This window comes from Pseudoalteromonas sp. SR43-2, from assembly GCF_014163885.1.
Classification (GTDB): Bacteria; Pseudomonadota; Gammaproteobacteria; order Enterobacterales; family Alteromonadaceae; genus Pseudoalteromonas; species Pseudoalteromonas distincta.
The window spans coordinates 45,353-71,988 of the sequence record NZ_JACJED010000009.1 but is presented as its reverse complement, the minus strand read 5'-3'; the positions used below and the strand labels follow the sequence as shown (position 1 = coordinate 71,988).

General features: G+C 40.2%; 16 protein-coding genes. 9 read left to right on the top strand and 7 right to left on the bottom strand.

What is annotated here, in order from left to right; all coding sequences use genetic code 11:
- Positions 1 to 64 precede the first annotated feature (64 nt).
- From H5120_RS09575 to H5120_RS09565, 3 genes are read left to right on the top strand one after another with little or no spacing between them, the layout of a single operon-like run.
- Entirely contained in the window at positions 65 to 1,924 is a 1,860-nt protein-coding gene (locus H5120_RS09575; protein WP_182674204.1) for an alpha-amylase family protein, read from the top strand.
- The gene (locus tag H5120_RS09570) at positions 1,917 to 3,422 is read left to right on the top strand and encodes an MFS transporter (protein ID WP_182674203.1); all 1,506 of its coding nucleotides are present in this window, start codon (positions 1,917 to 1,919) and stop codon (positions 3,420 to 3,422) included. Before H5120_RS09575 ends, H5120_RS09570 begins: the two co-directional genes overlap by 8 nt.
- 9 nt (positions 3,423 to 3,431) lie before the next feature.
- Positions 3,432 to 5,846, top strand: a complete 2,415-nt coding sequence (locus H5120_RS09565; protein ID WP_182674202.1) for a glycoside hydrolase family 15 protein — start codon at positions 3,432 to 3,434, stop codon at positions 5,844 to 5,846.
- 250 nt (positions 5,847 to 6,096) lie between these two features.
- Here the strand turns inward: H5120_RS09565 and H5120_RS09560 are convergent, their stop codons facing one another.
- The 3 genes from H5120_RS09560 to H5120_RS09550 all read right to left on the bottom strand — a co-directional run bounded on the left by H5120_RS09560 (position 6,097) and on the right by H5120_RS09550 (position 12,553).
- Positions 6,097 to 8,004 (bottom strand): S9 family peptidase, encoded by a 1,908-nt coding sequence (locus tag H5120_RS09560; protein ID WP_182672685.1) that lies wholly within the window; start codon positions 8,002 to 8,004, stop codon positions 6,097 to 6,099.
- Between the two features lie 72 nt (positions 8,005 to 8,076).
- Positions 8,077 to 11,262 (bottom strand): TonB-dependent receptor, encoded by a 3,186-nt coding sequence (locus tag H5120_RS09555; protein WP_182672684.1) that lies wholly within the window; start codon positions 11,260 to 11,262, stop codon positions 8,077 to 8,079.
- A 274-nt stretch (positions 11,263 to 11,536) separates the two neighbouring features.
- On the bottom strand, positions 11,537 to 12,553 hold the full coding sequence (locus tag H5120_RS09550; protein ID WP_024596123.1) for a LacI family DNA-binding transcriptional regulator: 1,017 nt from the start codon (positions 12,551 to 12,553) through the stop codon (positions 11,537 to 11,539).
- Between the two features lie 290 nt (positions 12,554 to 12,843).
- Between H5120_RS09550 and glk the strand changes: the two genes are divergently transcribed.
- The 6 genes from glk (at position 12,844) to H5120_RS09520 (ending at position 20,072) form a co-directional block, all read left to right on the top strand.
- The gene (gene glk / locus H5120_RS09545; RefSeq protein ID WP_182674201.1) at positions 12,844 to 13,836 is read left to right on the top strand and encodes a glucokinase; all 993 of its coding nucleotides are present in this window, start codon (positions 12,844 to 12,846) and stop codon (positions 13,834 to 13,836) included.
- A 38-nt stretch (positions 13,837 to 13,874) separates the two neighbouring features.
- The gene (locus tag H5120_RS09540) at positions 13,875 to 14,888 is read left to right on the top strand and encodes a LacI family DNA-binding transcriptional regulator (RefSeq protein ID WP_182674200.1); all 1,014 of its coding nucleotides are present in this window, start codon (positions 13,875 to 13,877) and stop codon (positions 14,886 to 14,888) included.
- A 335-nt stretch (positions 14,889 to 15,223) separates the two neighbouring features.
- Positions 15,224 to 17,074, top strand: a complete 1,851-nt coding sequence (gene edd, locus H5120_RS09535; RefSeq protein ID WP_182674199.1) for a phosphogluconate dehydratase — start codon at positions 15,224 to 15,226, stop codon at positions 17,072 to 17,074.
- 33 nt (positions 17,075 to 17,107) lie between these two features.
- Positions 17,108 to 17,728, top strand: a complete 621-nt coding sequence (gene eda, locus H5120_RS09530; protein ID WP_002959756.1) for a bifunctional 4-hydroxy-2-oxoglutarate aldolase/2-dehydro-3-deoxy-phosphogluconate aldolase — start codon at positions 17,108 to 17,110, stop codon at positions 17,726 to 17,728.
- Between the two features lie 9 nt (positions 17,729 to 17,737).
- Complete coding sequence (gene gap, locus H5120_RS09525; RefSeq protein ID WP_182674198.1) at positions 17,738 to 18,742, top strand: type I glyceraldehyde-3-phosphate dehydrogenase; 1,005 nt, start codon at positions 17,738 to 17,740, stop codon at positions 18,740 to 18,742.
- A gap of 205 nt (positions 18,743 to 18,947) precedes the next feature.
- A complete protein-coding gene (locus H5120_RS09520; RefSeq protein WP_182674197.1) occupies positions 18,948 to 20,072 on the top strand; it encodes a sterol desaturase family protein in 1,125 nt (374 codons plus the stop codon).
- Positions 20,073 to 20,151: 79 nt separating this feature from the next.
- Here the strand turns inward: H5120_RS09520 and H5120_RS09515 are convergent, their stop codons facing one another.
- From H5120_RS09515 to H5120_RS09500, 4 genes are all read right to left on the bottom strand, one after another.
- Complete coding sequence (locus H5120_RS09515) at positions 20,152 to 21,474, bottom strand: leucine-rich repeat-containing protein kinase family protein (RefSeq protein WP_182674196.1); 1,323 nt, start codon at positions 21,472 to 21,474, stop codon at positions 20,152 to 20,154.
- A gap of 41 nt (positions 21,475 to 21,515) precedes the next feature.
- A complete protein-coding gene (locus H5120_RS09510; RefSeq protein WP_002959761.1) occupies positions 21,516 to 22,229 on the bottom strand; it encodes a YebC/PmpR family DNA-binding transcriptional regulator in 714 nt (237 codons plus the stop codon).
- A 258-nt stretch (positions 22,230 to 22,487) separates the two neighbouring features.
- Positions 22,488 to 24,566 carry a M13 family metallopeptidase gene (locus H5120_RS09505; protein WP_182674195.1) on the bottom strand — a complete coding sequence of 693 codons (2,079 nt, stop codon included), beginning with the start codon at positions 24,564 to 24,566 and terminating at the stop codon, positions 22,488 to 22,490.
- Between the two features lie 240 nt (positions 24,567 to 24,806).
- Positions 24,807 to 26,585 carry an ABC transporter ATP-binding protein/permease gene (locus H5120_RS09500; RefSeq protein WP_182674194.1) on the bottom strand — a complete coding sequence of 593 codons (1,779 nt, stop codon included), beginning with the start codon at positions 26,583 to 26,585 and terminating at the stop codon, positions 24,807 to 24,809.
- Between the last annotated feature and the right edge of the window lie 51 nt (positions 26,586 to 26,636).

The window sequence follows — 26,636 nt, the reverse complement described above, 5'->3', positions numbered from 1 at the left end:
TGTATGGTTGCTGCAGTAATCTTTAGTATAAAGTTAATAACAATACTGACAAAAAAGACACACAATGAAAAAATCAGTTTATGTACCCGCAGTACTTTGTAGTGCACTTATTGCTACAGGGTGTTCAGAAAATAACAAACCTGAACAACAGCAAACACCCGCACACACACAAAATGAGCTTACCAAGCCGGTTGTATATCAAGTATTTACCCGTTTGTTTGGTAATACCGAAACTGCCAATGTGCCATGGGGCACTAAAGAGCAAAATGGTGTAGGTAAATTTGCCGACTTTAACGATGCAGCCCTAAAAGGCATTAAAGAGCTAGGTACCACGCACGTTTGGTATACCGGTGTGTTACACCATGCGTTAGTAGGCGATTATACCGACTACGGCATTTCGCAAGATGACCCCGATGTAGTAAAGGGCCGTGCAGGTTCACCGTACGCAATTAAGGATTACTACGATGTTAACCCCGACTTAGCCGTTAATGTGACGAACCGCATGGGAGAGTTTAGCCAGCTTATTGAACGTACACATAACCACGGTATGAAAGTCATTATTGATATAGTGCCTAACCATGTTGCCCGCAATTATCAATCACTTGGAAAGCCTAAAGGCGTTAAAGACTTTGGCGAACAAGACGACACTAGTAAAACGTACGATAAAAATAACAACTTTTATTATGTGCCTGGGCAGTCATTTCAAGTGCCTACTTCTACAACCTATAACGTATTAGGTGGAAAAGCTCACCCACTTGCTGATGGCTTTTTTGATGAAACACCTGCTAAATGGACAGGTAACGGTGCCCGTGCACCAAAACCCGACATTAACGATTGGTACGAAACTGTAAAAGTGAATTACGGTGTAAAGCCTGATGGCAGCTACGATTTTGCTCAGCTGCCAAACGACTATAAAGACAAGGATTACCGTGCTCACTACGAGTTTTGGCAAGATAAAGAGCTCCCTAATAGCTGGTACAAATTTAGAGACATAGCGCTATTTTGGTTAGATAAAGGCGTTGATGGCTTTAGATACGACATGGCCGAAATGGTGCCTGTAGAATTTTGGAGTTTTTTAAATTCGTCGATAAAAATGCAAAAAAGCGACGCCTTTTTATTAGCCGAAGTGTATAACCCGCTAATGTACCGTGCGTATATTCACCAAGGGAAAATGGATTACTTGTATGACAAAGTCGGTTTTTACGACACATTAAAAGCCATTATGCAGGGTAAAGTAGCTGCTAATACTATTTTTGCAGCCCAAAGCCAAGTTACTGATATTGAAGCACACATGCTGCACTTTTTAGAAAATCATGATGAACAACGTATCGCAAGTCCAGACTTTGCAGGTAATGCCCAGTGGGGTAAACCTGCTTTAGTAGTTTCTAATCTAATTAGTCGCGCACCCACGTTATTATATTTTGGCCAAGATGTGGGGGAAGATGGCTCAGAAAACGCAGGATTTGGCACAGCTACACGCACCAGTATTTTTGATTACATTGGCGTGCCAGCGCACCAAGCGTGGATGAATAATGGCAAGTTTGACGGTGCTAATTTAACCTCAGAGCAAGTAGCACTTCGTGATTACTACAAAGCGGTTATGTCACTTAATAGTTTACCTGCTGTAGTAGGCGGTGAAATGACTGAGCTTAGCGTTACAGGAAGTGAGCGAGTTGTAGGTTTTACGCGCAAACTTGGCCAACAAGCGCTGTACGTATTAAGTAACTTTAGTGAACAACCTCAAACAATTACGGTTAATTTATCAAAAGTGCAATTAGCGGTACTTAGCGAACACACTCAATTGCATGACTTACTTGAGCAGCACAGCACCGAGATCACATCAGGGTCTCAAGGCGCAAGCTTCACACTCACACTCGATGCATTTAGCAGCGCAGTTTTAACTAATAAGGCTAATCATGAATAATCAAAATAATAATTATGACAGCAACAAACCAAACCTGAGTTTTTGGCAAATATGGAATATGTGCTTTGGTTTTTTAGGTATTCAATTTGGCTTTGCACTACAAAACGGCAATGTGAGCCGTATTTTTCAAACTCTAGGCGCACAAGTTGATGATATTCCCATTCTATGGGTTGCAGCCCCTCTTACTGGCTTAATCGTACAGCCTATTATTGGTTACTGGAGCGATAAAACGTGGGGGCGCTTTGGTCGCCGCCGTCCGTTCTTTTTTATAGGCGCAGTGTTAACAACGCTTTCATTATTTATTATGCCGCATTCTCCTACGCTTTGGATTGCCGCTGGTATGTTATGGATAATGGATGCGTCAATCAATGTAACCATGGAACCGTTTAGAGCACTTGTTGGCGATAACTTGCCAGAAAAACAACGCGCTACAGGTTACGGGTTACAAAGCTTTTTTATTGGTATTGGTGCGGTACTAGCCTCAGCACTACCATGGATGATGACCAATTGGTTTGATGTAAGCAATACCGCAGGGCCTGGGCAAATTCCAGAGTCTGTTAAATACTCATTTTATTGGGGTGGGGTGGTGCTACTTGTTGCTGTGCTTTGGACCGTTGCACGTACAAAAGAGTACAGCCCAGAGCAATTAGCGGCTTTTGAAAAGCAAAGCGCTCAACCTACTACAAGCAAACTGGTTGATATTAACTTTAATAAAGGCGCCATTATTTTTGTAGTGCTGGGTTTAGCAACCCTTGCATTAGTCATGGGCTTATCGCTTGAAAAAGAATTATACCTATTAGCTGGTGGTTTATTAGCGTTTGGTATTGTGCAGTGGATTGCAGCAGCGCTTAAAAGTGCTAACAAAACTCAAGGTGGTTTTTACCTAGTAGTACAAGATGTATTTACAATGCCAGAAGCCATGAAGCAGCTTGCATGGGTGCAGTTTTTTAGCTGGTTTACTTTATTTGCCATGTGGATTTATACCACCGCAGCAGTAACAAGCTTTCATTATGGTAGTAGCGATGCAACCTCTAAAGCATTTAACGATGGTGCAGACTGGGTGGGTATTTTATTTGCCGCCTACAATGGCTTTGCAGCTATTGCCGCTATGTGTATTCCATTTTTAGTTAAAAAAATGGGCTTAAAAGGCGCGCATTGTTTTAATTTATTGCTGGGCGCATTAGGCCTTGGCAGCTTTATGTTTATTCAAGACCCTAAGATGTTACTTATACCTATGATTGGGGTGGGGTTTGCGTGGGCGTCTATTTTATCGCTGCCTTACGCCATGCTAAGTAACGCACTGCCAAGTAATAAAATGGGCGTTTACATGGGTATTTTTAATTTTTTTATAGTTATACCTCAGTTACTTGCCGCCAGCATTTTAGGGCTCATTTTACGCCACGTATTTTCTAATCAGCCTATTTACGCATTGTTAATTGGTGCAGCCTCGTTCGTTGTCGCTGCCGTTGCGGTAATGCGCGTTAAAAATTCACATTAAGGACACACAATGAAAAAATATAACCTTATAACCGCCTCACTTTTAACGTTAGGTTTAACCGCTTGCGGCGCTCAAAACACAAGCACAACTAACGAAAGTACCACAGCACAGGTTACATCAGCACCAGGCGCCCCAGGCACAGAGCCTTTTTGGGCTTATGCGGGTAAAACAGGTATTGGCACGTCATACGAGCAATACCAAAACGGCCAATACAGTGATTCAGCTGCAACGGGCGATGTATCTAAGGTGTGGTTTTCAATTGCTAAAGGTATGATCACCGAAACCATGTTTGGGCTTATTCACCAAGCTCAAATAAAAGACATGCAATTTATAGTAACAGGTAAAGACTTTACCGTTAGTGAAGCTGATGATTTAGATGTCACCATTGATTACTTACATAAAGATGCACAAGGTCGCCCGTTATCGCTTGCCTACAAAGTAACTAGCACTGATAAACAAGGGCGCTTTAGCCTAGAAAAACACATTTTTACTGACCCAGATGGGCAAACATTATTTGTACGCAGTGTATTTAACACTGAGCTTGAAGGGCTAAAAGCATATGTGTCTGTTAATCCGTATATTAATAATAACGGGCTAGGTGACTTCGCTAAAACGACTGAGCAAGGCCTTGTCGCATGGGAAGACGATAACTATTTATCACTTCAATCAGCGACCTCATTTAAAGATAAAACAGTGGGCTTTACCGGTGAAAGCGATGGTATTAACGCACTTAAAACTACGCAATCTATAAATACACAATACACAAATACCGGCGATACAGCCGGTAATGTAAGCATGCTTGCAGAGCTTGGCGATATAAGCGCGAATACCACCTTTGATTTAGCACTTAGTTTTGGTAAAACGCAGCAGCAAAGTATAAAGCAAGGCGAAAAAAGCTTAGCAAAAGGGTACCAAGCGGTGCTTGATCACTATAACGGTAAAGGTGAAGCGCTAGGCTGGGAAGATTACCTACAAAGTCTCAAACCGCTCAATAAAATGATTGAACAAACAGCCGATAACGGTAAGCTTTTATACACAAGCGCCATGGTTTTAAAAGCACAAGAAGATAAAACACACGCAGGGGCATTAATTGCTTCTCTATCTAATCCATGGGGCGAAACGGTTTCGGCTAAAGAGGGCTCTACTGGCTATAAAGCAGTATGGGTGCGCGACTTTTATCAAGTAGCCATGGCATTTATGGCGCTCGGTGATACAGCCACAGCAAAAACAGCGTTTGAATACCTTGAAAAAGTGCAAGTAAACAGCAAAACACCAGGTAATAAAGGCGATACAGGCTGGTTTTTACAAAAAACACACGTCGATGGTGAGCTTGAATGGGTCGGCGTACAGCTTGACCAAACAGCTATGCCTATCATGCTTGCCTGGAAGTTACATAAAGCCAATGTACTTAGTGATGAAGAGCTAAAAAGCTGGTACGGAAAAATGTTAAAACCCGCGGCTGATTTTTTGGTTGATGGCGGCCTTGCTAAAATTTTATGGAACGACACGCAAATTACACCACCGGCAACCCAACAAGAGCGTTGGGAAGAGCAAAGCGGTTATTCGCCTTCGACTACTGCAGCAATAGTAGCTGGCCTTATTACAGCCAGTAATATTGCAACACTAAGTGGCGATGATACAAACGCAAAGCGCTACTTAGATACAGCTAAAAAATACAGCAGCGATATTGAATCGCAAATGTTTACCACTAAAGGTAACTTAAAAGGCGAGAATAGCGATGGCGAATACTTTATTCGTATAGGCCAAGATACCGATGCAAACTCAAACACTAAAATTAACGCTAATAATGGCCGCGAAGGGTTTAATAAAAAGCAAATTTTAGATGGCGGTTTTTTAGAGCTAGTACGCTATGGCGTACGCGGTGCAAATGATGAAAGCATCGTTAAAACACTACCTGAGTACGATGACGAAACACTAGAAGATAACCTACAAGTTAAATACAGCTTTAGCTTTGACGACGGCAGCGGCACATTTGCAGGCTACCGCCGCTATGGTAATGATGGCTACGGCGAAGATGAAGTAACGGGCACAAACTATGCCGAGGGTGGCAGTAATACACCAGGCCAACGTGGTCGTGTATGGCCATTTTTCACAGGTGAACGTGGCCACTATGAAATAGCAGCAGCTAACGCAAACAACGCCTTTGATGATGCTAAACAAGCGCAAATTAAAAATAGTTATGTTAAAGGTTTGGAGCAATTTGCCAATAAAGGGCTAATGCTACCAGAGCAAGTATGGGATGGTGTAGGTGTAAATAAAGCTGGTTATGCGTTAGGCGAGGGCACAAACTCAGCAACGCCACTTGCATGGACACATGCAGAATACATTAAGCTTGTACGCTCACTCAGTGATAAAAAAGTATGGGATTATTATCCAGTGGTTGGCGAGTCACTTAAAGACTAATATAAAGCAAGCTGCAGTTATTAAAAAGGCTTCTAAATTTATTTAGAAGCCTTTTTTACTATTCAGTTATTCTGTATTTAAACTAACATGAATCAGCAATAATACTTAATTATTTGTTGGTAATAACTAGATAACGAAATTTTTATCTTGTTATCAGTACGATTTTCTTACCTCAAAATAGATCACCTAATTAGGCGATTTGATATGAAGGGTGCTCTTCATATGAAATGAATGCCACCCTTTTATTACATTATTTGAGGCCACATTTATTATCAAACCAAGATAACAACTCTGTATAAAACTCTTTTTTATGATCGTAGAAAAGCGTATCAGAAAAGTGATCAGCATCTTCTAGCTCAATATATTTAAAGTCTTTTTTGTACTTTTCAAGCTCAGATACAAAGTCTCTACTGTGTTTTACTGGAACACGACTGTCGATATCGCCATGTACAACCAGTATAGGAATATTTACTTTATTTACTTGCTCTACAGGAGAGACACCAGTAATAGTAGGGCGTTGTAAGATACTTAAAAAGCGATTTTCGTTAAGAGTTGCATTGATACGACTCAAATCACTTACACCCGCACCGGCAACAACACATTTATATATGTTGTTTTCACGCATAGATGCAGCAAATGCAGCATAACCACCATAACTCCAACCAAATAAAGCAAGCTTATCTTTTGTTGCTAAACCTTTATCTATTAAATATTGTGCGGCGTCGTCTAAATCATCTTGTTTTTTCAAGCCCCAGTTATTATCACCGGCTACCCAATGCTCCAAACCGTAACCTGTAGAACCTCGGTAGTTTGGTTGAATAACTACGTAACCATGATAGGCGAGTAACTGTGCCCAGTCATCAAATACAACAGAGTCACGAACCCAAGGACCACCGTGAGGGAGTACTATTGCGGGGTAAGGACCTTTAGTTGCAGGAATAGTTACGTAGGCTTTTATTTTACGTCCATCTCTTGCTTTATAGGAGATATATTTAACGGATCCCAATTTGCTTTTATCAATAAACGGAAGGCGATCACCAATCTTAGTTAACTTCTGTTTATTAGTAACAATGTAATAGCTGCCAGGGTTATCGTCAGCAGATACTCTCACTACTAATACATTATCGTTATCAGAGCTACTGATGATTTGTACAAATTTACCTTTAAATAAAGACGCAACAGATTCGTTAAGTGCTTGTAGGTTAGGATCTGTGAAATAAAACTTAGGTTGCTTAGTTGTATAGCGAAAGCCTTGTAAGGTGCCGTCGGTATCAAGTATTACACCATCGGTATCTACAGACTTAAGACCAAATTGACGTTCAGAATACTGACCTGTTTTAATATTATAAATATAAATGCCAGTCGTATTTTCGCCTAAGTTGGCATTAACATAAACTTCGTTAGGGTTACCTTTCGCAAACCCTAAAATCTCAAAGTTTTCACGCTTTTTAGGACTAACTTGCTTAATTACTTTCCAATCATCATTACCTTTATCTCGGGCATAATAATCGATTGCGTTATCAGACTTATTCCAACCTTGGGCTATTCTTATTTCACCGTCGTAGTCAGAAACGAATGAGCCCGATACTTTTTCATTTCCGCGCATTACAGTAACGCTTCGTCCAGTATTAATATTAAAGCGCACTACATCTGGAATGTAGTTATTATTAATATCAACCTCTACTAATACTTCATCTTTTTTGTCAGGAAGTATATTTATTATATTAAATTGAACATTTCGTTTTTTCTTAAATGGTAATAGCCAGTCGCCTTTACCATCTGCATCGGTTATTGCAAACTTATTAACCCAGTATTTGCGACTTCCATCTTCTAATATTTGCCTAAACATAACGCCAAGTTTTTCATCGTTTAACCAGACGATTGAAGATATCAGCATTTTATCAGCGCCTAATCTTACAGGCTCTGCATCTAGGTTATTTGGATCTCTTATCTCAATTATATAGTCACCATTTTTAGTAGTCGCTCTTAAAATAGCAAGCTTCTTACCATCAGGTGATGCTACAACACTGCGTATAGCAGATGACATTGAGAAAGCATCAATACTGCTTACTTGTGCCGCATCTTCAGTTTCGCTATTAGCAAAAGAAGATAGGCCTAGTAGGGTTAATCCTACTAATATTCTTTTTTTAAATTTCATTTTTATTCCCTCAAAAAAAATGGCCTAAAATTTTAGGCCATCTGGATTGAATATTTACTCAGCCAATTCTAATTAAAAAGAAGCTGTAAAACTGATGTATGGGCTACGACCTGAAGTGTCATAACCAACACCTAGAGGGATATTAGTGTTTGAAAAAGAACCACTTGGATCTACTTTAGGAGGAGCTTCATTAAACACGTTACGAACACCAAAGTTCACTTTATAAGCATCGTTAGACCAAGTCATACCGATGTTATGTACAAAGTAGTCATCGGTGAAGCCAACTGGGCGACATTTAAGTGCTTCACCGTTAGCGTCAGTTAAACCACGACAACCTGCAGTGCCTTCTTCAAATTCACCTAAATCATCCTCATCTTCACGACCTTTACCGATGAAACGCGTTTCCCAGTTAAATCTAAAATCAGAGTATTTAAGTTGTAAGCGAGCGGTACCACGCCATTCTGGAGAATCTGGCTCGCCCATATTGTCATCAATAGTACCAAGCACGTCAAAAACTTGCTCTGTCATGCGAGTAGCTTGAAGATCTAGTGTAATACCTAGGTTTTCTTCTGCAATTACTGTATCTGTTTCAAAGTAGATATTGTAATCAAAACCTTTAGATGAGATTAAACCAATATTGATAAAGCTAGCATCAACTAAATCAATTTGACCATTTTCATCACGCCCGATACGGCTACAGAAAGCATCATTACCATCAGCAGAATAACACTGACCAATACTGTAACCAGCGCTTGGTTCTGCAATACTATTCGTTACTTCAATATCAAAACGAGTTAATGACATTGTTAAATCAAATGCATCAGTGAACGGTTGTTCAAAGATAAAACCATATGTTTTAGCCACTGATGTTTCAGGACTAAGCTCAGTTGTACCGCCAGTTTCAATCTCAGCGCTGTAAGCTGCAGTGTATGAGTCAGTTCCATTTTGACCTAAACCAAGAGTAGTTGGATCAATACCTGATGCTTGACAAGCGTTTAGTACAGCTGTATCACGTGTTTCTTCAGCTGCATTATATGTAGCTGCTGAACCTGGGTTCAATGGGTCGATATTACGAGCATCTTCTGGAACAACACATGGATCGGCAACTGTATTAAAACCAGACGTACCGTTTAAGAAACGCTCGCGTAGGTTAGGTGCTCTGTACGAAGTACCTTTTGTTGCACGTAGAGTAAACCACTCAACAGGACGGTAAATTGTTTTAAGACTATAAGTTGATTCTGCATCGTAGAAAGATTCTTCAGAAACACGGCCAGAAGCTGTAAATGTAAGTTCTTCAGCGCCTTTAACACCTTTAAGTAAAGGGAATTCAACTTCTGTGAATACTTCCTTTAAGTTACGTGAGCCATCAGCGCCTTGGTCAGCAAAGTAACCCCATAGTAGGCCTTGAGATGCAGCAGCATTTGGATTTGATTCAATTTCATCACGACGATATTCAACCCCAACGATACCTGCAACAGTTTCGTTGTTCCATGGTAATGCGAAGAAATCACCACCCATGAATGCATTGAAAACAAACTGGTTTACTTTAGTTTCGATGTCGCGGTCGATAAATAAATAAGCAGCTTCTTCAGGTGAAAGCGTACCGCCACCTTCTTGATAAATACTATCTGCAAATAAATTAACAGGAACACATCCATCAGAACCGGTACCACAGGTAACAGTACCATCATCATTAAGAACAGCGGTTTCTAATGAGTTAATTAAGCGCTCTTCATCAATACCAACTCGGTGGTCAGTACCCTTTGATGCGCTGTACGATACAGATGCGTCGTAGTACCAATTGTCTAAACCGATGTTTTCAAACATACCAAGATTACCAGTAACACCAGTAACTAAACGATATTGTGAAACTTCAACCTCAGTTTGATCACGGTCACCACGAATATTGATGATTGGCTGAACGGCTTCTGGTCCACCAGGGCCCACACCTAACACGCCAAAACAGTCAATACCGTTTGTTCCACAAGGGTTATATGGGTTTGATGCCGCTACTTGTTGGAATATCTGTGCACCTGGGCTAAAAATTGGTGATTTACGACTAGCGTATAAACCTTCGTAGTAGAAAGTTGTATCGTTATCATCTTGGAAGTTATATTCACCATTAAGCATTAGTGAAATACGTTCATTTTTACTTCTGTAATCACCGCTTTTGTAGTAATCAGATTGTTGGAAAGCGTATAGAGGGTCTTGGAAATCAACGTCACGGAAACCATCACCGTTACCATCTACAAATACACCATCGTTGATACCATCGCCATCAAAATCGCCCGCTACCCATGAAGGTAAAAATCCTTCAAGACTTGATGGTACAGTTGATTCACTGAAGTTTGGAATACCAGTGTTTGTAAAGTCAGGTGTATAATAAACACTACCAAAGAAAGATGGTACGCTAATACGGTTTGTTAGAGGGAAAATGTCACATGAATCTTCACCGCTTGCTACAGGACCATAGCCACTGTTTCGGGTTACGATACTGCCATCTTCAGCTTCCCAAATACGCTCTTCACACCCTTTAACAAAAGGGTTGCCAGCTAAAGATTGAGATTTCTGTTCTGAATATTCAACACCAACGGTGATAAAACCATTATCCATGGTTTTGCCCCACATACCCGAAAGTACAGTTTCTTCACCGCCTTCACCTTTAGGTTGACGGTAAGATGCATCAAAAATAAAGCCTTCAACATCTTTTTTTAATATTACGTTAGCTACACCCGCTACCGCATCAGAACCATAAACGGTTGATGCGCCATCAAATAAATTCTCTACACGCTCAATCATTACACCTGGTATCAAGTTCAAATCAGGTGAAGTTGGCGCACCACCTACACCTGCGGGAGCCATTCTTCGACCGTTGATAAGTACAAGAGTACGCTCAGCACCTAAACCACGAAATCCGATTGTTGCAGCACCTGGACCGTTATCTAGTACAAAACCACCAAATGTATTATCTATTTGAGCACCAGCCGCTTGGCTGGTTGACTGGAGCATTGAACCTGCATCGAATAAACCCATTTCACGAGATAAGTCACCGTTGATAATTTGAATTGGCGATGCATTTGAAAATTCAGCTTTTCTTATACGCGAACCTGTTACAACAATTCGCTCTGGCGCTTCTTCTTCTAGTTCAACGTCTGAGTTTAAGTCATTTTCCTGGGCTAGCGCGTTAGGCGCTAAGGCTACAGATCCTAGCAATAAAGAATATCTTATTGCATTTGATAGTGCTTTAGTTTTAAACATATGTAAATCCCTGAGATATTATTGTTATTTAAGCTATAAATCATAAATTAAACAAAGTGAAATATAGCATCACAATAAATTTACATTATTGAAACTAAATAGTAAATGCGGTTAATGGTGAGTAACTACGCAATAGGTGCTGAAACAGTCAGTTTTGGGCCTTAAAAGTGATTTTTTTTCGCTAATTTTTTTTAATTGTCTGTTTTTAAATGGTTTTCTTATTTGTAAACGAATGTGAATGGATGTAGTCGGCATATACATGGAAAGAGAAGGCTCAGCTTGACTTTCTAGGAATGAGAATAGGAGGCAACAGGGTGCTTTGAACTTCTTCACCACGTATCAGTTTTAATAGGTTCTCTACTAACATTTGCCCAGCAATAGTGGTGTTTTGCTCTATTGTAGTTAGTGGTGGGTTTACATAACTTGCAATGGCTATATTATCAAAGCCGACTACCGCAACATCTTTCGGCACGTTAATATTTGCTTCTTTAAGTGCGCGTATAGCCCCTATAGCAATTAAGTCACTTGCAGCAAATAAGGCGTTAAATTTAATATTATTAGCAATTAGTGAGCGTGTGGCGTGATAACCTGATTCTTCAGTAGATATAGCATTAGCCATTTTACGTTCATTTATTTTAACGTTGTTAGCCAATAGCTCATCTTTAAAACCCTGAAAACGACTAAAAAATTCGGGGCTGTGATCAGAAGCATCACCAATAAAAGCGCAATCAGTTCTGCTATGCGCAATAAAGTGCTCAGCGGCGAGCTTACCGCCACCGTAGTTATCACAACAAACAGTTAAATCGGGACGGTTATCTACCGTTGCACCCCAGCAAACAAACTTAGTGTTTTGTTCAAGTAAGGTGTTAAATTTTGGTTGGTAATCAATGTAATCGCCATACCCGAGTAAAATAATGCCATCAGCTCTGTGGCTGTCTTCGTAGTCTGCTTGCCAATCAGCACTGGCCGATTGAAATGAAACTAATAAATCGTAACCTTCTTTAGCGCAAGCACGGGTAATACTGCCAAGCATGGCTAAAAAGAAAGGATTTATTTGGGACTCGTCAGAAGTGGGATCTTCAAACAACAATAATGCAAGCGTGCTGCTTTGTTGGGTGCGAAGGTTACTCGCATTTTTATCAACTTTATAATTAAGCTTTTTGGCTATATCGAAAACACGCTTACGTGTTTCTTCATTAACAAGATGGCTGTTACGTAAAGCGCGAGATACAGTTGATTGAGATACCCCTGCATAGTGGGCAATATCAAATGAGGTGGCTTTACCTTTCATTGTTACAACTTAATTAATTTGATAAATAATTGTGTCATTTTCGTTTATTGATGAATAATTTCAAGCTTTTTGTGAATTAACGTATATTTTTATTGATAAATTCCTGACACCGGTGTCATAATGTCAGTGTTTTATCATTTTGTTGTCAAAACGTATTCGCTGTCTATATCTTTATAGGCAGCATTTTTTACTGTGATAGCTACTTTGAGGTGATAGCTCAAAGTATAAATAACAATGGTACACCATTGTAAAATAATAAGCATGAGTCGCTTAACAAAAGAGATAATACTATGAGCCCAAACGCTTCTGCCCAATTTGATCCCATCTTAGTTGCTGATGTCGGCGGCACTAATGCCCGCTTTGCTTTAATAACTGCTTTTAATGAACATACTAACCAATTTATAATAGAGCACATTAATATTTTTCCTAGTGCCAATTTTGGTTCTCTTGAAAGTGCGCTTGAGCAATACTTACAAACAGTCCCGCATATTTCACCTAAACGCGCATGTTTAGCCGTTGCAGGGCCAATAAAAGCTGGGCAAGTGCATTTAACCAATCTAGGTTGGCATTTTAGCGTCAGTGAATTTAAAACTCATTTCGATTTACAGCAACTTGAAGTCATTAATGATTTTGCTGCCTTTGCTTACGCTGCACCTTACTTAGATCCTAAACAAAACGTCATTGTTAAATCAGGTCAAGCTGATGATAACGCAAACATTGGTGTTATAGGTCCAGGTACTGGTTTTGGTGCCGCGTGCTTAGTTAGAACGTCCCAATCTACCGCAGTGTTGAGTTCAGAAGGGGGGCATATATCACTTGCACCTGTTAATGAACTCGATACTTTATTATTAAATGAGTTACGTAAAGATCATCCCCATGTTTCTATCGAAACAGTATTTTCAGGTCCTGGCATAACGCATTTATACAAAGCAATGTCTGCGGTTAAGGGTGTAACAGCTAAAAATTTAGATGCCGCACAAATTAGCAGCCTAGCGAATAGTGGTGAATGTGACGTGTGTGATGCAACCTTAAACCAGTTTTGTGATTGGATTGGCAGTGTTGCTGGCGATCTAGCCGTTGTTTATGGCGCCTTAGGTGGATTATTTATCGGCGGTGGAATACTACCTCGTATGCAAGCAAGACTTCTTGAGAGCCGTTTTGTTGAACGATTTTCGCAAAAGGGTATTATGTCGCAGTACGCAGGGCAAATCCCTGTAACACTCGTAACACAAGATAACATACCGCTTATTGGCGCTGCTGCGTGTTTACACAATAGCAAATAGGGCTTTGGTCTTACAGGTTGTATTTGGATAATGGATAGATGAAAAAAGTAACCATAAATAGTGTAGCAAGCCATGCTGGGGTTTCTAAAAAAACCGTTTCGCGTGTTTTAAATAATGAGCCTAACGTAAGTGCCGCCACCCGAGAAAAGGTGCTTGCGGTATTTAAAGAGCTTGATTACACCCCAAATCCAATTGCACGAGGTCTTGCTCAAAATCGTAGCTTTATTATTGGCTGTTTATACGATAACCCAAGTAAAAGTTATATTACCCGAGTGCAAACGGGCGCCTTAGAAGCGTGTAAAGAAAACAACTATAATTTATTGATACACCCTTGTGAGTTTCGTGGTGAAGCACTTATAAATAATATTGAGCAATTACTACAAACTTCTCGATTAGATGGCATTGTGCTAACACCTCCTTTTGGTGATTTTGCTGAGCTTGCTTCTTTTTTAAAATCTAAAAAAATTCCGTATGCAAGGGTTGCATCAGCTCTACTACAAGATGATTCAATTTCAGTGCGTAGTAACGACGAGCAAGGCGCATTTGAGATTACCGAGCATTTAATTAGTCTTGGTCATAAATCAATTGCCTTTATTAAAGGTCACCCAGATCACAGTGCGACGCAACAACGTTTTAAAGGTTACAGGCGTTCACTTGCAAGCCATGGTATAGAATTTGACGAGCGCTTAGTAGAGGAGGGTAACTTTAGTTATCACTCGGGTGTAGATAGTGGACGCAGTATATTAGATTTATCCCCTAGGCCAACCGCTGTATTTGCATCAAACGATTACATGGCGGCAGCCGTACTTAAATTAGCAACTCAGCGCCAATTAAAAGTGCCTGATGACATTTCAATAGCTGGGTTTGATAATGCACCCATTGCACGTCATATTTGGCCTGGGTTAACAACGATTGCACAGCCCGTTGAGGAAATGACAAAACAGGCTGTAACACAACTAATTTCACACATAGCTCAACCACAAGAGCAGCCGTATCAGGTAACGCTTGAGTCGCGCTTGATTACACGCGAGTCAACCTCAGCAATAAAATAGTGAGTTTAAAACACTTTCACAGTAGCCCGAATATGAGTGATGCTTATTCTGGCTTTTTTTACTCTGAACTTGCTAAAACATGCTTTGTGCCTAAAAATAAATTAGGTCATTATTCGGTCATGTTAAAATATTAGACTATTTTTGTTACCTAGGGTTGACACCGGTGTCATTGCTATGCGTTAATACAGTGACACCGGTGTCAGGGTTGTTGTGAGAGGCTCCCTGGTAGCGTACCTTTGAACGGGTAAATCAAAGATGCTCAGTACAGTTATTTACGTGGAGTCTGTAGTTGCTACTGAGCCTTTATCCTCTAACTAATAGAGATGAGTTAAATTATGTTACATCCTCGTATTCAAGAAGTTACCCAGCGCGTTATCGAACGCAGTAAAAATACCCGTCAAGATTATTTAGAACGCATTTCGCACGCAAAAAAACAAACAAGAGTTCGTGCCGGTTTAGGTTGCGGCAATATAGCCCATGTTATGGCTGCTTGTAGCAGTGATGACAAAGCGCGCTTAAAGGCTGATGAGCAGCCAAATCTTGCTATTATCAACTCATATAACGATATGCTTTCGGCTCATGTGCCATACAAAGATTACCCAGATTTAATTAAAGACATTGCTACCAAATTCGATGCTACAGCACAAGTTGCTGGTGGCGTTCCTGCAATGTGTGATGGTGTTACGCAAGGGCGTGACGGCATGGAACTTTCACTTTTTTCTCGCGATGTAATTGCTATGTCTACAGCAATTTCTCTTTCGCACGATGTGTTTGATGGCGTTTTCTGTTTAGGTGTTTGTGACAAAATCGTCCCGGGTTTATTAATTGGTGCATTGTCGTTTGGTCATTTACCTGTATTCTTTTTACCAGCAGGTCCAATGCAATCTGGTATCCCAAATAAAGAAAAAGCACGTATTCGACAAAAATTTGCACAAGGTTTAGTCAGTCGCGAAGACTTACTCGAAGCTGAAAGCGCGTCTTATCACAGCGCAGGTACGTGTACGTTTTACGGTACTGCAAACTCAAACCAAATGTTAATGGAAATAATGGGCTTACACCTTCCTGGTAGTTCGTTTATTAATCCTTACACAGAGCTTCGCGATGGTCTTACAGGTAATGCTGTAGAAACAATGCTTAAGCAGCTTACAGATGATAAAGAAAGCCCATGTTTAGCTGATGTGATCAGCGAAAAAACGATTATAAACGGCTTAGTAGGCCTGCTTTCTACAGGTGGTTCTACTAACCATGCCATTCATATTGTTGCGATAGCAAAAGCGGCGGGTATCCAGGTTACGTGGAAAGATATGTCTGATTTATCAGAAGTTGTACCACTACTTACACGTATTTACCCTAATGGCTCAGCTGATGTAAACCATTTCCAAGCAGCTGGCGGTATGGGTTTCTTAATGCGAGAACTAGCAAGCGCTGGTTACTTACATACAGATGTTAAAACAATGTTGGGCGATGGCCTTGCGCCATACATGACAGAGCCTCGTTTGGATAAAGACGATAGCTTGATCATGAGCGACTCAACTGGCCCAACTAAAGTTAAATGGGTAGATTGCCCAGCAAACTCGCACGATGAAGAAGTACTTCGCCCAGTGAGTAACCCATTTAGTAAGCAAGGTGGTTTGCAACTTCTAACGGGTAACTTAGGTAAAGCTGTTATCAAAGTGTCAGCGGTTGCTGAAGAACATCAAACCGTTACTGCTCCTGCAAAAGTATTTAGCTCGCAAGGTGCTCTGCAAGACGCATACACGCGTGGCGAATTAAACCAAGACTTTATTGCCGTGCTAAAAGAGCAAGGCCCTAAAGCGAAAGGTATGCCAGAGCTACATAAATTAACGCCAGTAATGGCAACGCTTCAAGATGAAGGCTTTAAAGTAGCCATTGTTACTGACGGCCGTATGTCGGGTGCATCAGGTAAAGTACCTGCTGCTATCCACTTAGCACCAGAAGCAGTAGAAGGCGGCATTATTGCTAAAATCCGAGAAGGTGATTTAGTCACACTTGATGCGCCAAACGGAATTTTAAAAGTACACGTTAGCGACGAAGAACTTGCTAAACGTGAAGCAGAACTTAGCCTGCCAAGTGCAACATTTGGTACAGGTCGTGAATTATTTACTGGATTTAGAAATATCGTAAGCAGTGCCGATTTAGGCGCGAGTGCTTTTGGACTTGAATAAATATTAGCCATACTGGGTAATGAGGAACAAGTAATGAGTATTGAAAAAATCTTAGCATCGGCACCCGTAGTGCCAGTGGTTGTAATCGAAAAATTAGAAGATGCAGCACCACTTGCAAGAGCTTTATACAACGGTGGCTTAAAAGCCTTAGAAATAACACTACGTACACCCATTGCTGCAGAAGCTGTAAAGCTAATGAAAGCAGAAGTACCTGAAGCCTATGTAGGTACTGGTACGGTAGTAGATAAGGCAAGTTTTGATCTTTCGGTTGCCGCTGGTGCTGATTTTATGGTGAGTCCAGGTGTTAGTGATGAGCTTATTGCTTTAGCTAAAACATCAGATATACCATTTTTACCAGGCGCTGCAACTGCAAGTGAAGTTATGCAACTTGCGTCGCATGGTTTTAAGTATTTAAAATTCTTCCCAGCAGAAGCTGCAGGCGGAACAGCTATGCTTAAATCAATCGGTGGCCCATTACCACATATTACTTTTTGCCCAACTGGCGGCATTAGCCTAGCAACTGCTCCTAATTATTTAGCGCTTAACAACGTTATTTGTGTTGGTGGTACGTGGATGCTAGATAAACAACTAATTGAAAATAAAGACTGGCAAGCAATTGAAGCGCTTGCTCGCCAAGCAAGTGAACTTAAATAGGAGTCTAAAATGATTAATGTAGCAATTAACGGTTACGGCCGTATCGGTAGAAATGTTTTACGTGCACTTTATGAGTCAGCCCAAAACAGCGAAATTAAAATTGTAGCAATTAACGATTTAGCACCAGCTAACGTAAATGCACATTTAACGCAATATGACTCTGTTCATGGTCAATTTTCAAAAAAAGTAACACTTGAAAACAACACTATGCTAATTGGGGATGACGTAATTACGTTAACGCAAGAGCGTGACCCTGCAAACTTACCGTGGAAAGAGCTAAACGTAGATATCGTTTTAGAATGTACTGGTTTTTTCACTAAACGTGATGACGCCGCTAAGCACATTACTGCAGGCGCTAAAAAAGTAATCGTATCTGCTCCAGGTACTGGTTTAGATGCAACAGTAGTGCATGGTGTAAACAGCGACGTAATTAATGTTGACAGCAATATCATTTCTAACGCTTCTTGTACTACTAACTGTTTAGCGCCAATTGCAAAAGCAATTAACGACACAGTAGGTATTGAGCAAGGTAGCATGACGACTATTCACGCTTACACCAACGATCAAAACTTATCTGACGTTTACCACCCAGATTTATACCGTGCGCGTAGTGCAACTCAATCTATGATCCCAACTAAAACAGGTGCTGCGGCAGCTGTTGGTTTAGTATTACCAGAACTTGCTGGTAAATTAGATGGTATGTCGGTACGTGTACCTACAATCAATGTTTCTTTAGTTGATTTTACGTTTATCACTAAGCGTGATACGACTGCAGAAGAAATCAATGCAATCATGAAAGAAGCATCAACGGGTTCAATGAAGAGTATTTTAGAATATAACGAGCTTCCGCTTGTTTCTATCGACTTTAACCATAACCCAGCGTCGTCTATCTTTGATGCAACGCAAACTAAAGCCAATGGCAAACTAGTTAAAGTAATGGCTTGGTACGACAATGAGTGGGGTTTCTCAAACCGCATGTTAGACCAAGTTAAAGCATTAGGTCAGTACTTATAATTGACCTTGTAAAAGTTTAGCTTTATCCAACCAAGCCACGCATTGCGTGGCTTTTTTGCGTTTAGTTTATCTGTATATTTGCAATTCAAAATTAGAAGGGAACTATTTGTTTTTTTTATACCCTAAATTTTGTTAATATGTGGGTGTGTAAATCAATGGAATTTCGTTGTATTTAATCAACTCAACGACGCAAGGAATAATAAAAATGATCAGAGCTCTATCGCGAAAAGTATTTCGCACAAATCATCTTCAGATAGGTGAGGGCAACATAAGTGGCTACATAGCCTGCTTTTTAGCAATACTGAGTTGCTTAGGCGTATTAGCGTTTCACTTTCCTGAATACTTAACCACACCAGAGCTGAGAAAAAGCTACAGCGTCGACTTTTTACGTCAGCTTATGTTTGCATCATTATTAGTCTCGGGCAGTCTAGGATTACTTAACTTTGTACGTAATACCAATAAGCGTTTAGGGGCTACAGCGTGGTTTTTTATTTTACTCGCTATTATGTTTGGCGGACCAAACGTTGAAGTAAACGAATTTGCTTCTGATACACCTTATATAGGGCTTGATTGGTTTATTTTAGATTTACTCGGCTCAACACTTATATTTATTGTGATTGAAAAGTTATTACCTCATCGTAAAGATCAAAAAATATTACGTAGCGAATGGCGGGGCGATTTAAACCACTTTTTTGTAAATCATTTAATTATTGGTTTTGTATTACTCGTTACAAACCACTTTGTGCATTATGGCTTTGGCTGGGCTGTATCATCTACAGTACAAGGTTATATAGAGCAAACTCCCTTTGTAGTGCAGTTGTTTTTAATAATACTCGTGGCTGATTTAATGCAGTATTGGGTGCATCGTGCCTATCACGAAGTCCCTTTATTATGGCGCTTTCATGGCGTACATCACAGTGCTAAAGAAATGGATTGGTTAGCGGGCTCTCGCCAGCATATTCTTGAAATACTCGTAACGCGCAGCTTAGTGCTCACGCCTATATTTGTGCTTGGTTTTTCACAGCAAATAATTAGTTTGTACGTAATAATTGTGGGTTTGCAGGCTGTGTTTAACCATGCAAATGTACGTGTGAAATTTGGTTGGCTAAAATATTTTATGGTTACACCGCAGTTTCACCATTGGCATCATGCGTCAGATAAAGCCGCGATTGACCGAAATTACGCTGCACATTTTTCGTTTTTAGATTATGTGTTTGGTACTGCTGTTAAAGGCCAAAAAGAGTGGCCACAAGCGTATGGTGTAGTCGGGGATTACATGCCCGTAGGTATGCTTAAACAACAGGTTTACCCGTTTAAGCGCACTAAATAAGTTCGGAAAATCCGAATAAACATAAAATAAAAGCGAGCAAGGTGTTACATTTTGCTCGCTTATATTATTAATATTAAATTTATTTTAGCTCTGCTAAAAACTCAGTAAATGTAGGTCTTTGATTTAGTGTAGGTTGCATGGCACATTTTGCCATATCGGACATTTTAACAAAGAGCTCACTATGCCTATCAGCGCCAGTTACCGTGCCTAATAAGTCTTCAATTAAACACCCTAATGCACGTACTTCAATTAACTCGATTTGCTTTTGTTGATAATCACTTAACATGGCTAAGTTTGTGGCTGCACCAAAATCACCAAATAATACATCAGCATCTTTGTTTATCATGGTGTTATGCGCATACACGTCGCCGTGACTTACTTTACAAATATGCAAGTGATGTAAGGTACTTACCATTTGCTGTGCAATTTTTAAAATAGCGTGAGTTGAGTAATGGCAATCATTATTAAAGGTATCACGCGTACAGGTTTCAAGGCTTGGAGGCAGGCCTAAATTAGCAAAGCTTTTATCTATTAGCTCCATTACTAAACCTAGCTGATCACTTTGCTCAATGTAGGCAAGTACTTTAATTAAATTAGCGTGATCGCCTGCTTGTAAGCAGCAATTTACTTCATCAAGCGGATAGCCGTCGCTAGTAATTGCGCCTTTAAATAATTTAATCGCTACAGCACTTTCAATAGCTTGTGCTAAATGAATAACGCCCGATGCACCTTGGCCAATAACATGACTAAGTGTGTAATCGTTAAGAGGCTTATTTTCTAAGCAACTTTTTGTAAGGCACTGAGCTTTATTAAAGTCGTTACCGGCAAACGCAAGCCAAGCAAGTTTTGGTAATTCAAAAAGCCAGTCGTCTACGTGTGTTAAGTTATTAGCAGAGAGCCTAACAAGCTCAAGGTTTCTACACCGCGCCATGCTACTTGGCAGTTGCTTAAGTTGATTGCCTGCAAGCGCAAGCTTTTTAAGCTGGGTGTAATTACCAAAATCTTCAGGTAATTCGCTTAACGTATTATCGGTGAGTATTAGCCACTCAATATTTTTTGGCAGGCTGTTTAAAGCAAATTCAGAAATTTGGTTACCTTTAAACGCGACCATAATTAAAGCAGGGCATTTAGCGAGCACTTTAGGAATATGCTTAAACTGATTAAACGATAAAAACACACGCTTCAGGTGTGTTAAACAGGCAAATTCATCAGGTAGTGTTGATAAGTTATTATTTGATAAATCGAGAACTTCAAGCGTGTCAGCTAAGCTAAAGATTTCTTCAGGAAATGTCGTTAGCTCTTCTACCAATTGCAGGCGAGTAGCACCAACAAGTTTGCCACTTTTAAGCTCTTTAAGGGAGTTCATATTAATACCATGTTCTAAAAATGAAAAAGCCAACATAGCTGTTGGCTTAAAGTCGTTCTAACTTACTAAATTGCTCTTTAGAATTGCGCGTTATGGTAAACGTTTTGTACGTCGTCGCAATCTTCTAACATTGCTAAAAAGCGTTCCATAACTTCAACGTCTTCGCCTTCAATCGGCGTTTCAATTTGTGGCACAAAGCTAATTAGGTCTTCGTCAAATTCAGTCACGCCCATTTCTTCAAGCGCTGTACGTGTATTGTTGTACTCTGTGTGAGGAGCAAAAACAGTAACTTTACCGTCATCAACTTCTACGTCAGTTACATCAACATCAGCCATCATAAGAGCTTCAAGTACTGCTTCGTCGTCATCACCGTCAAATACAAAAATAGCAAGGTGATCAAATAAATGTGAAACAGAGTTTTGAGCGCCAATTTTAGCATTTGCTTTGGTAAAACAAACACGTACATCAGCAAAGGTACGCTTGTTGTTGTCTGTTAAACAGTCAACAATAATCATACAGTTACCAGGGCCGTAACCTTCGTAACGTGTTGCTGCGTAGTCTTCACCGCCGCCGCCTTTTGCTTTGTCGATTGCGCGGTCAATAACGTGTGCTGGTACTTGGTCTTTTTTAGCGCGTTCAATTAAACGACGTAATGATAAATTACCATCTGGATCTACACCGCCGTTTTTAGCACAAATATAAATTTCTTTGCCGTACTTAGAATAAACTTTAGTTTTAGCACCCGCAGTCTTAGCCATTGAATCTTTTTTGTTTTGGTAAGCTCTTCCCATCTGCGTTTCGCCTTAATATATGTAAATAATAGAATAAAATTATAATGCGTATTCTAAAGGTAAATGCATTCAAGGGCTAGTAAGTATTAAAACAGATTAAATCGGTAACGTTTAAAAGCCATGTAAACTGTATTTTATTAATGGGCTCATCGAGGGTTCTAGACGTTGGAATTATATCTATTATGTGTAAATTTAATTCAATAAAAAAGCAACCTGTATAACAGGTTGCCTTACTAAGTAATAAAAAGTAAGTGTTACTTACCAAATACGTACACGTTCATCTTCAGGAAGGTATAGCTCATCGCCTGGTTTTACATCAAACGCTTTGTACCATGCATCGTGGTTACGTGGCGCCTGTGCTCTAAAGCGACCTGGAGCATGTGTGCCACCACGCAGTTGGTTAAGCATGCTTTGCTCAGTACGTTTTTCTTTCCATACTTGTGCCCACGCCAGGAAGAAGCGCTGATCGCCTGTAACGCCGTCAATAACAGGCGCTTCTTTACCATTTAAACTTAGCTTGTACGCGTGATAGGCCATTGATAAGCCACCTACATCACCAATGTTTTCGCCAAGGCTATTACGACCATTAACAAAGTTACCTTCGATTGGTTCGTATTTACTGTACTGGGCAGCTAGTTGGTCGGCTTTTTTGTCAAATGCAGCGCGGTCAGCATCAGTCCACCAGTTACGTTGCACACCGTTTTCGTCTGATTTTGAACCTTGATCGTCAAATCCATGACCCATTTCGTGACCAATTACAGCGCCAATACCGCCATAGTTTACAGCCGGATCGGCATTTGGATCGAAAAACGGCGGTTGTAATATCGCAGCCGGAAATACAATTTCATTAAACGAGCTATTGTAGTAAGCGTTTACGCGTTGTGGTGTCATGCCCCAGCGGTTACGGTCTGTTTTTTGTAGCTCTTTTTCAACACTTTCTGCATGAAAAAATTCACGCATGTTTTTCACATTACCAATCAAATCGTTTTTAGTAATGCTTAAACCTTCATAAGACTGCCATACATCGGGGTAACCAATTTTTGGTACAAATGCAGCCAATTTAGCGCGCGCATTTACTTTAGTTTCATCGCCCATCCACTCTAGGTTATCAATACGTTCACCAAGGGCTGTACGAAGGTTTTCAACCAGCTCTGACATTTGTTGTTTTGACGACTCAGGAAAGTAACGTGCTACGTATATTTTACCAATAGCAAAACCAAGCGAACTTGTGCCTGACATTTCACTTATTGCACGTTTCCAACGAGGGCGAGGCTCTTGTTGTCCGTTTAGTTCTTTACCAAAAAAAGCAAAGTTAGTATTAAATACGTCTTCTGATAGTAAACCTGCGTTACCGCTTATAGCATGATACGTTAGGTAGTCTTTCCATACTGCAATATCTTCTTGATTGATTAGTTCAATCATCGCTTTTATTGGCTCAGGCTGAGAGATATTTAACTGAGGTACTTTATAACCTGTTTGCGCAAAGTATAAATCCCAGTTAAAGCCAGGATAAGCAGTGCTTAAATCGGCGCGTTCAATTTGGTTTAGCGTTAAATCGCGATTACGGCGCTTTTCACGGGGCCAATGACCTTGTGCAATTTTGGTTTCAAGATCAACAATTGCTTGAGCACGCTCTGCGCTATTTTCGACTCCTGCAAACTCAAGCATGTCAGCAATGTGGGCAACATAAGCTGTACGGGTTTTAACAAAGCGCTCAGCATCTTCAAGGTAGTAAGAACGATCGGGGAGACCTAAACCACCAGCACCTAGTGACATTTCATATTTATTAGGGTCTAGGCGATTAAACCACATGCCGCCGCCAAAAGGAGCTTTATTACCGGTTAACCAAGACTTACCAAACATCTCAGCTAAATCGTCAGTTGACGCTATATCACTAATTTCACTTAACAATGGCTTAATAGGCGCTACACCGAGTTTATTAAGTGTTTCGGTATCCATATACGCATTGTAAAAATCAGCAACGAGTTTTTCTTCTGCGTTTAAGTCTTTGCGTGCTGCTATTTCTTCAATAATAGCTTTAACATCGTCTTCGCTTCGCTCAGCTAATCCAGAAAATGCACCATAGCGGGTTTTATCTGCAGGCATTTCGTAGTTGTCATACCACGTGCCGCTGGCATACATAAAAAAGTCATCGCCTGGTTTAACGGCTTCGTTACGAGCTGTTAGATCAACACCAAAACTACCTAACTCTGCTTTTTCTGTCACTGCTGCAGTGACTACTTTAGGTTGTTGCTCGTGTGTTTTTGTTGTTTGCGGCTCTGAACAACCGGTAATAAATGTGGCAGCTAATGCTGCGGCAATTAAACTCTTTTTCATTACTTACTCCTGAGTATCACTGATTGAATTAAAGCAGCAGTGAATTATTTTTATTGTTACGAATATTTAACTTATCGATTGTTATTGATATTAATCAGACAAACAAATCTTTTGAGGTGAATCACCACAGTGCTCGATAAAACTAATATAGGAGTAAAGAGAAGGGCTAATAGGTTCTATAAACGCTTTATTTAGCTCGAATACTTGAAGGTATCCGAGCTAAGAGGGGTTACACACTATTTATTTTTTATGCTGTAGTTCCCACATACGGGCGTATTCTCCGGCGAGTGTAAGTAATTCATCGTGCTTACCTTGCTCAATAATTTGTCCGGCTTTGAGCACAATAATGGTGTCTGCATCGGTAATAGTAGATAACCGATGAGCAATAACAATACTCGTATGGTTACTGGCAACTTCACGCATTGCTGCGAGAATTGCTTGCTCAGAATGAGAGTCGAGTGCAGATGTTGCTTCATCAAAAATTAAAATAGGGGATTTTTTCAAAATAGCGCGTGCAATGGCAATACGCTGTTTTTCGCCGCCGGATACTTTTAAACCACGCTCGCCAACCAGTGTTTTATCGCCTTTATCAAGTGTGCCTATAAAGTCTTTTAAATGCGCCATAGCAATGGCTTCGTCAATTTCAGCATCGCTTGCTGATGGTCTGCCGTAAGCGATATTTTCACGAATCGTGGTGTTAAACAGCACAGTATCTTGCGGGACTATTGCAATGGCTTTTCGTAAACTATTAAGTGTTACTGAGTTTATTGCTTGATTATCAATACTAATTTCACCAGCGCTTGCATCATAAAAACGATAAAGCAGTCGCGCCAATGAGCTTTTACCAGCTCCACTGGCACCAACAATGGCTACTTTGCTGCCTGCTTTAACACTAAAGCTAAGATTATTAAGAATAGGGCGATGCGCATCGTAACTAAAACTTACATTATTAAATGTTATTTCACCTTGGCTAATATTGAGCTCTTTAGCATTAAGTGCATCGTTTATTTGTGGTTTTTTGTTAAGTAGTCCAAGCATGTTTTCAAGGTCGGTTAGCGCGCGTCTTATTTCGCGGTACACAAAACCTAAAAAGTTAAGCGGTAAAAACAATTGAATCATATACGCGTTAATCATCACAAGCTCACCAATAGAAAGCGTACCTGCAACTACCTCGGTTGAGCCCAACCACATTAAAGCGGTAATAGCACAAGCGATAATAAGTGCTTGGCCTGAGTTGAGGGCGAGCAACGACATTCTATTTTTTAAACGGGCTTTTTCCCAGTTTGCTAAAAAGGTGTCGTACGTTTTTGCTTCAAACTGTTCGTTATTAAAATATTTTACAGTTTCATAATTAAGCAAGCTGTCTACTGCGCGGGTATTACTTTGATTATCAGCAGCGTTTGCTTCGCGAATAAAGCGGTTTCTCCACTGAGTAACCACCACAGTAAAGGTAATATAAATAGCAACTGCCAGTAATGTAATAAGCGCAAACCAAACAGAAAACAACGTGCCAAAAATAATCGCAACAGTCAGTATTTCAAATAAAGTAGGCACAATGTTAAACATTAAAAAACGCATTAAAAAGCTTAACCCACTTGTACCGCGTTCTATATCGCGGCTAATACCGCCAGTTTGCCTATCTAAATGAAAAGCCAGCTCAAGTGAGTGCAAATGCTTAAATACTTTTAAACCAATATCACGCATAGCGTGCTCGGTTACGCGAGAAAATACAGCATCTCTTATCTCACCTAAAAATACGCTAGCAAAACGCAGTGCACCGTACATCAATAACAATAAAGCAGGGATAACTAACAGTGGGTTAATTGACTTATCTACCGAGTCTATTATTTCTTTAAGCGCCCAAGGCATTAACAAAGTGGCACCTTTTGCGCCTATAAGCGCCATAAGTGCAATAAAAACACGGCCTTTAAATTTTGTAAGGTAGGGCCACAGTGTTTTTACACTTTGGCGTAAATTCATGGCGTCGGGGCGTTTTTCTGTGCTTTGTCTGGGGCGCATTAGTGATCTCTGTTAAAACTAAATACTTAATTAATAAGCATTGTATTTTAA

Bases quoted from the DNA above. Each gene is read 5' to 3' on its own strand.
- H5120_RS09575 (WP_182674204.1), top strand. From the start codon at position 65: ATGAAAAAATCAGTTTATGTACCCGCAGTACTTTGTAGTGCACTTATT.
- H5120_RS09520 (WP_182674197.1), top strand. From the start codon at position 18,948: ATGATCAGAGCTCTATCGCGAAAAGTATTTCGCACAAATCATCTTCAG.
- H5120_RS09515 (WP_182674196.1), bottom strand. From the start codon at position 21,474: ATGTTGGCTTTTTCATTTTTAGAACATGGTATTAATATGAACTCCCTT.
- H5120_RS09570 (WP_182674203.1), top strand. From the start codon at position 1,917: ATGAATAATCAAAATAATAATTATGACAGCAACAAACCAAACCTGAGT.
- H5120_RS09500 (WP_182674194.1), bottom strand. From the start codon at position 26,585: ATGCGCCCCAGACAAAGCACAGAAAAACGCCCCGACGCCATGAATTTA.
- eda (WP_002959756.1), top strand. From the start codon at position 17,108: ATGAGTATTGAAAAAATCTTAGCATCGGCACCCGTAGTGCCAGTGGTT.
- H5120_RS09510 (WP_002959761.1), bottom strand. From the start codon at position 22,229: ATGGGAAGAGCTTACCAAAACAAAAAAGATTCAATGGCTAAGACTGCG.
- edd (WP_182674199.1), top strand. From the start codon at position 15,224: ATGTTACATCCTCGTATTCAAGAAGTTACCCAGCGCGTTATCGAACGC.
- H5120_RS09565 (WP_182674202.1), top strand. From the start codon at position 3,432: ATGAAAAAATATAACCTTATAACCGCCTCACTTTTAACGTTAGGTTTA.
- glk (WP_182674201.1), top strand. From the start codon at position 12,844: ATGAGCCCAAACGCTTCTGCCCAATTTGATCCCATCTTAGTTGCTGAT.
- H5120_RS09505 (WP_182674195.1), bottom strand. From the start codon at position 24,566: ATGAAAAAGAGTTTAATTGCCGCAGCATTAGCTGCCACATTTATTACC.
- gap (WP_182674198.1), top strand. From the start codon at position 17,738: ATGATTAATGTAGCAATTAACGGTTACGGCCGTATCGGTAGAAATGTT.
- H5120_RS09540 (WP_182674200.1), top strand. From the start codon at position 13,875: ATGAAAAAAGTAACCATAAATAGTGTAGCAAGCCATGCTGGGGTTTCT.
- H5120_RS09560 (WP_182672685.1), bottom strand. From the start codon at position 8,004: ATGAAATTTAAAAAAAGAATATTAGTAGGATTAACCCTACTAGGCCTA.
- H5120_RS09555 (WP_182672684.1), bottom strand. From the start codon at position 11,262: ATGTTTAAAACTAAAGCACTATCAAATGCAATAAGATATTCTTTATTG.
- H5120_RS09550 (WP_024596123.1), bottom strand. From the start codon at position 12,553: ATGAAAGGTAAAGCCACCTCATTTGATATTGCCCACTATGCAGGGGTA.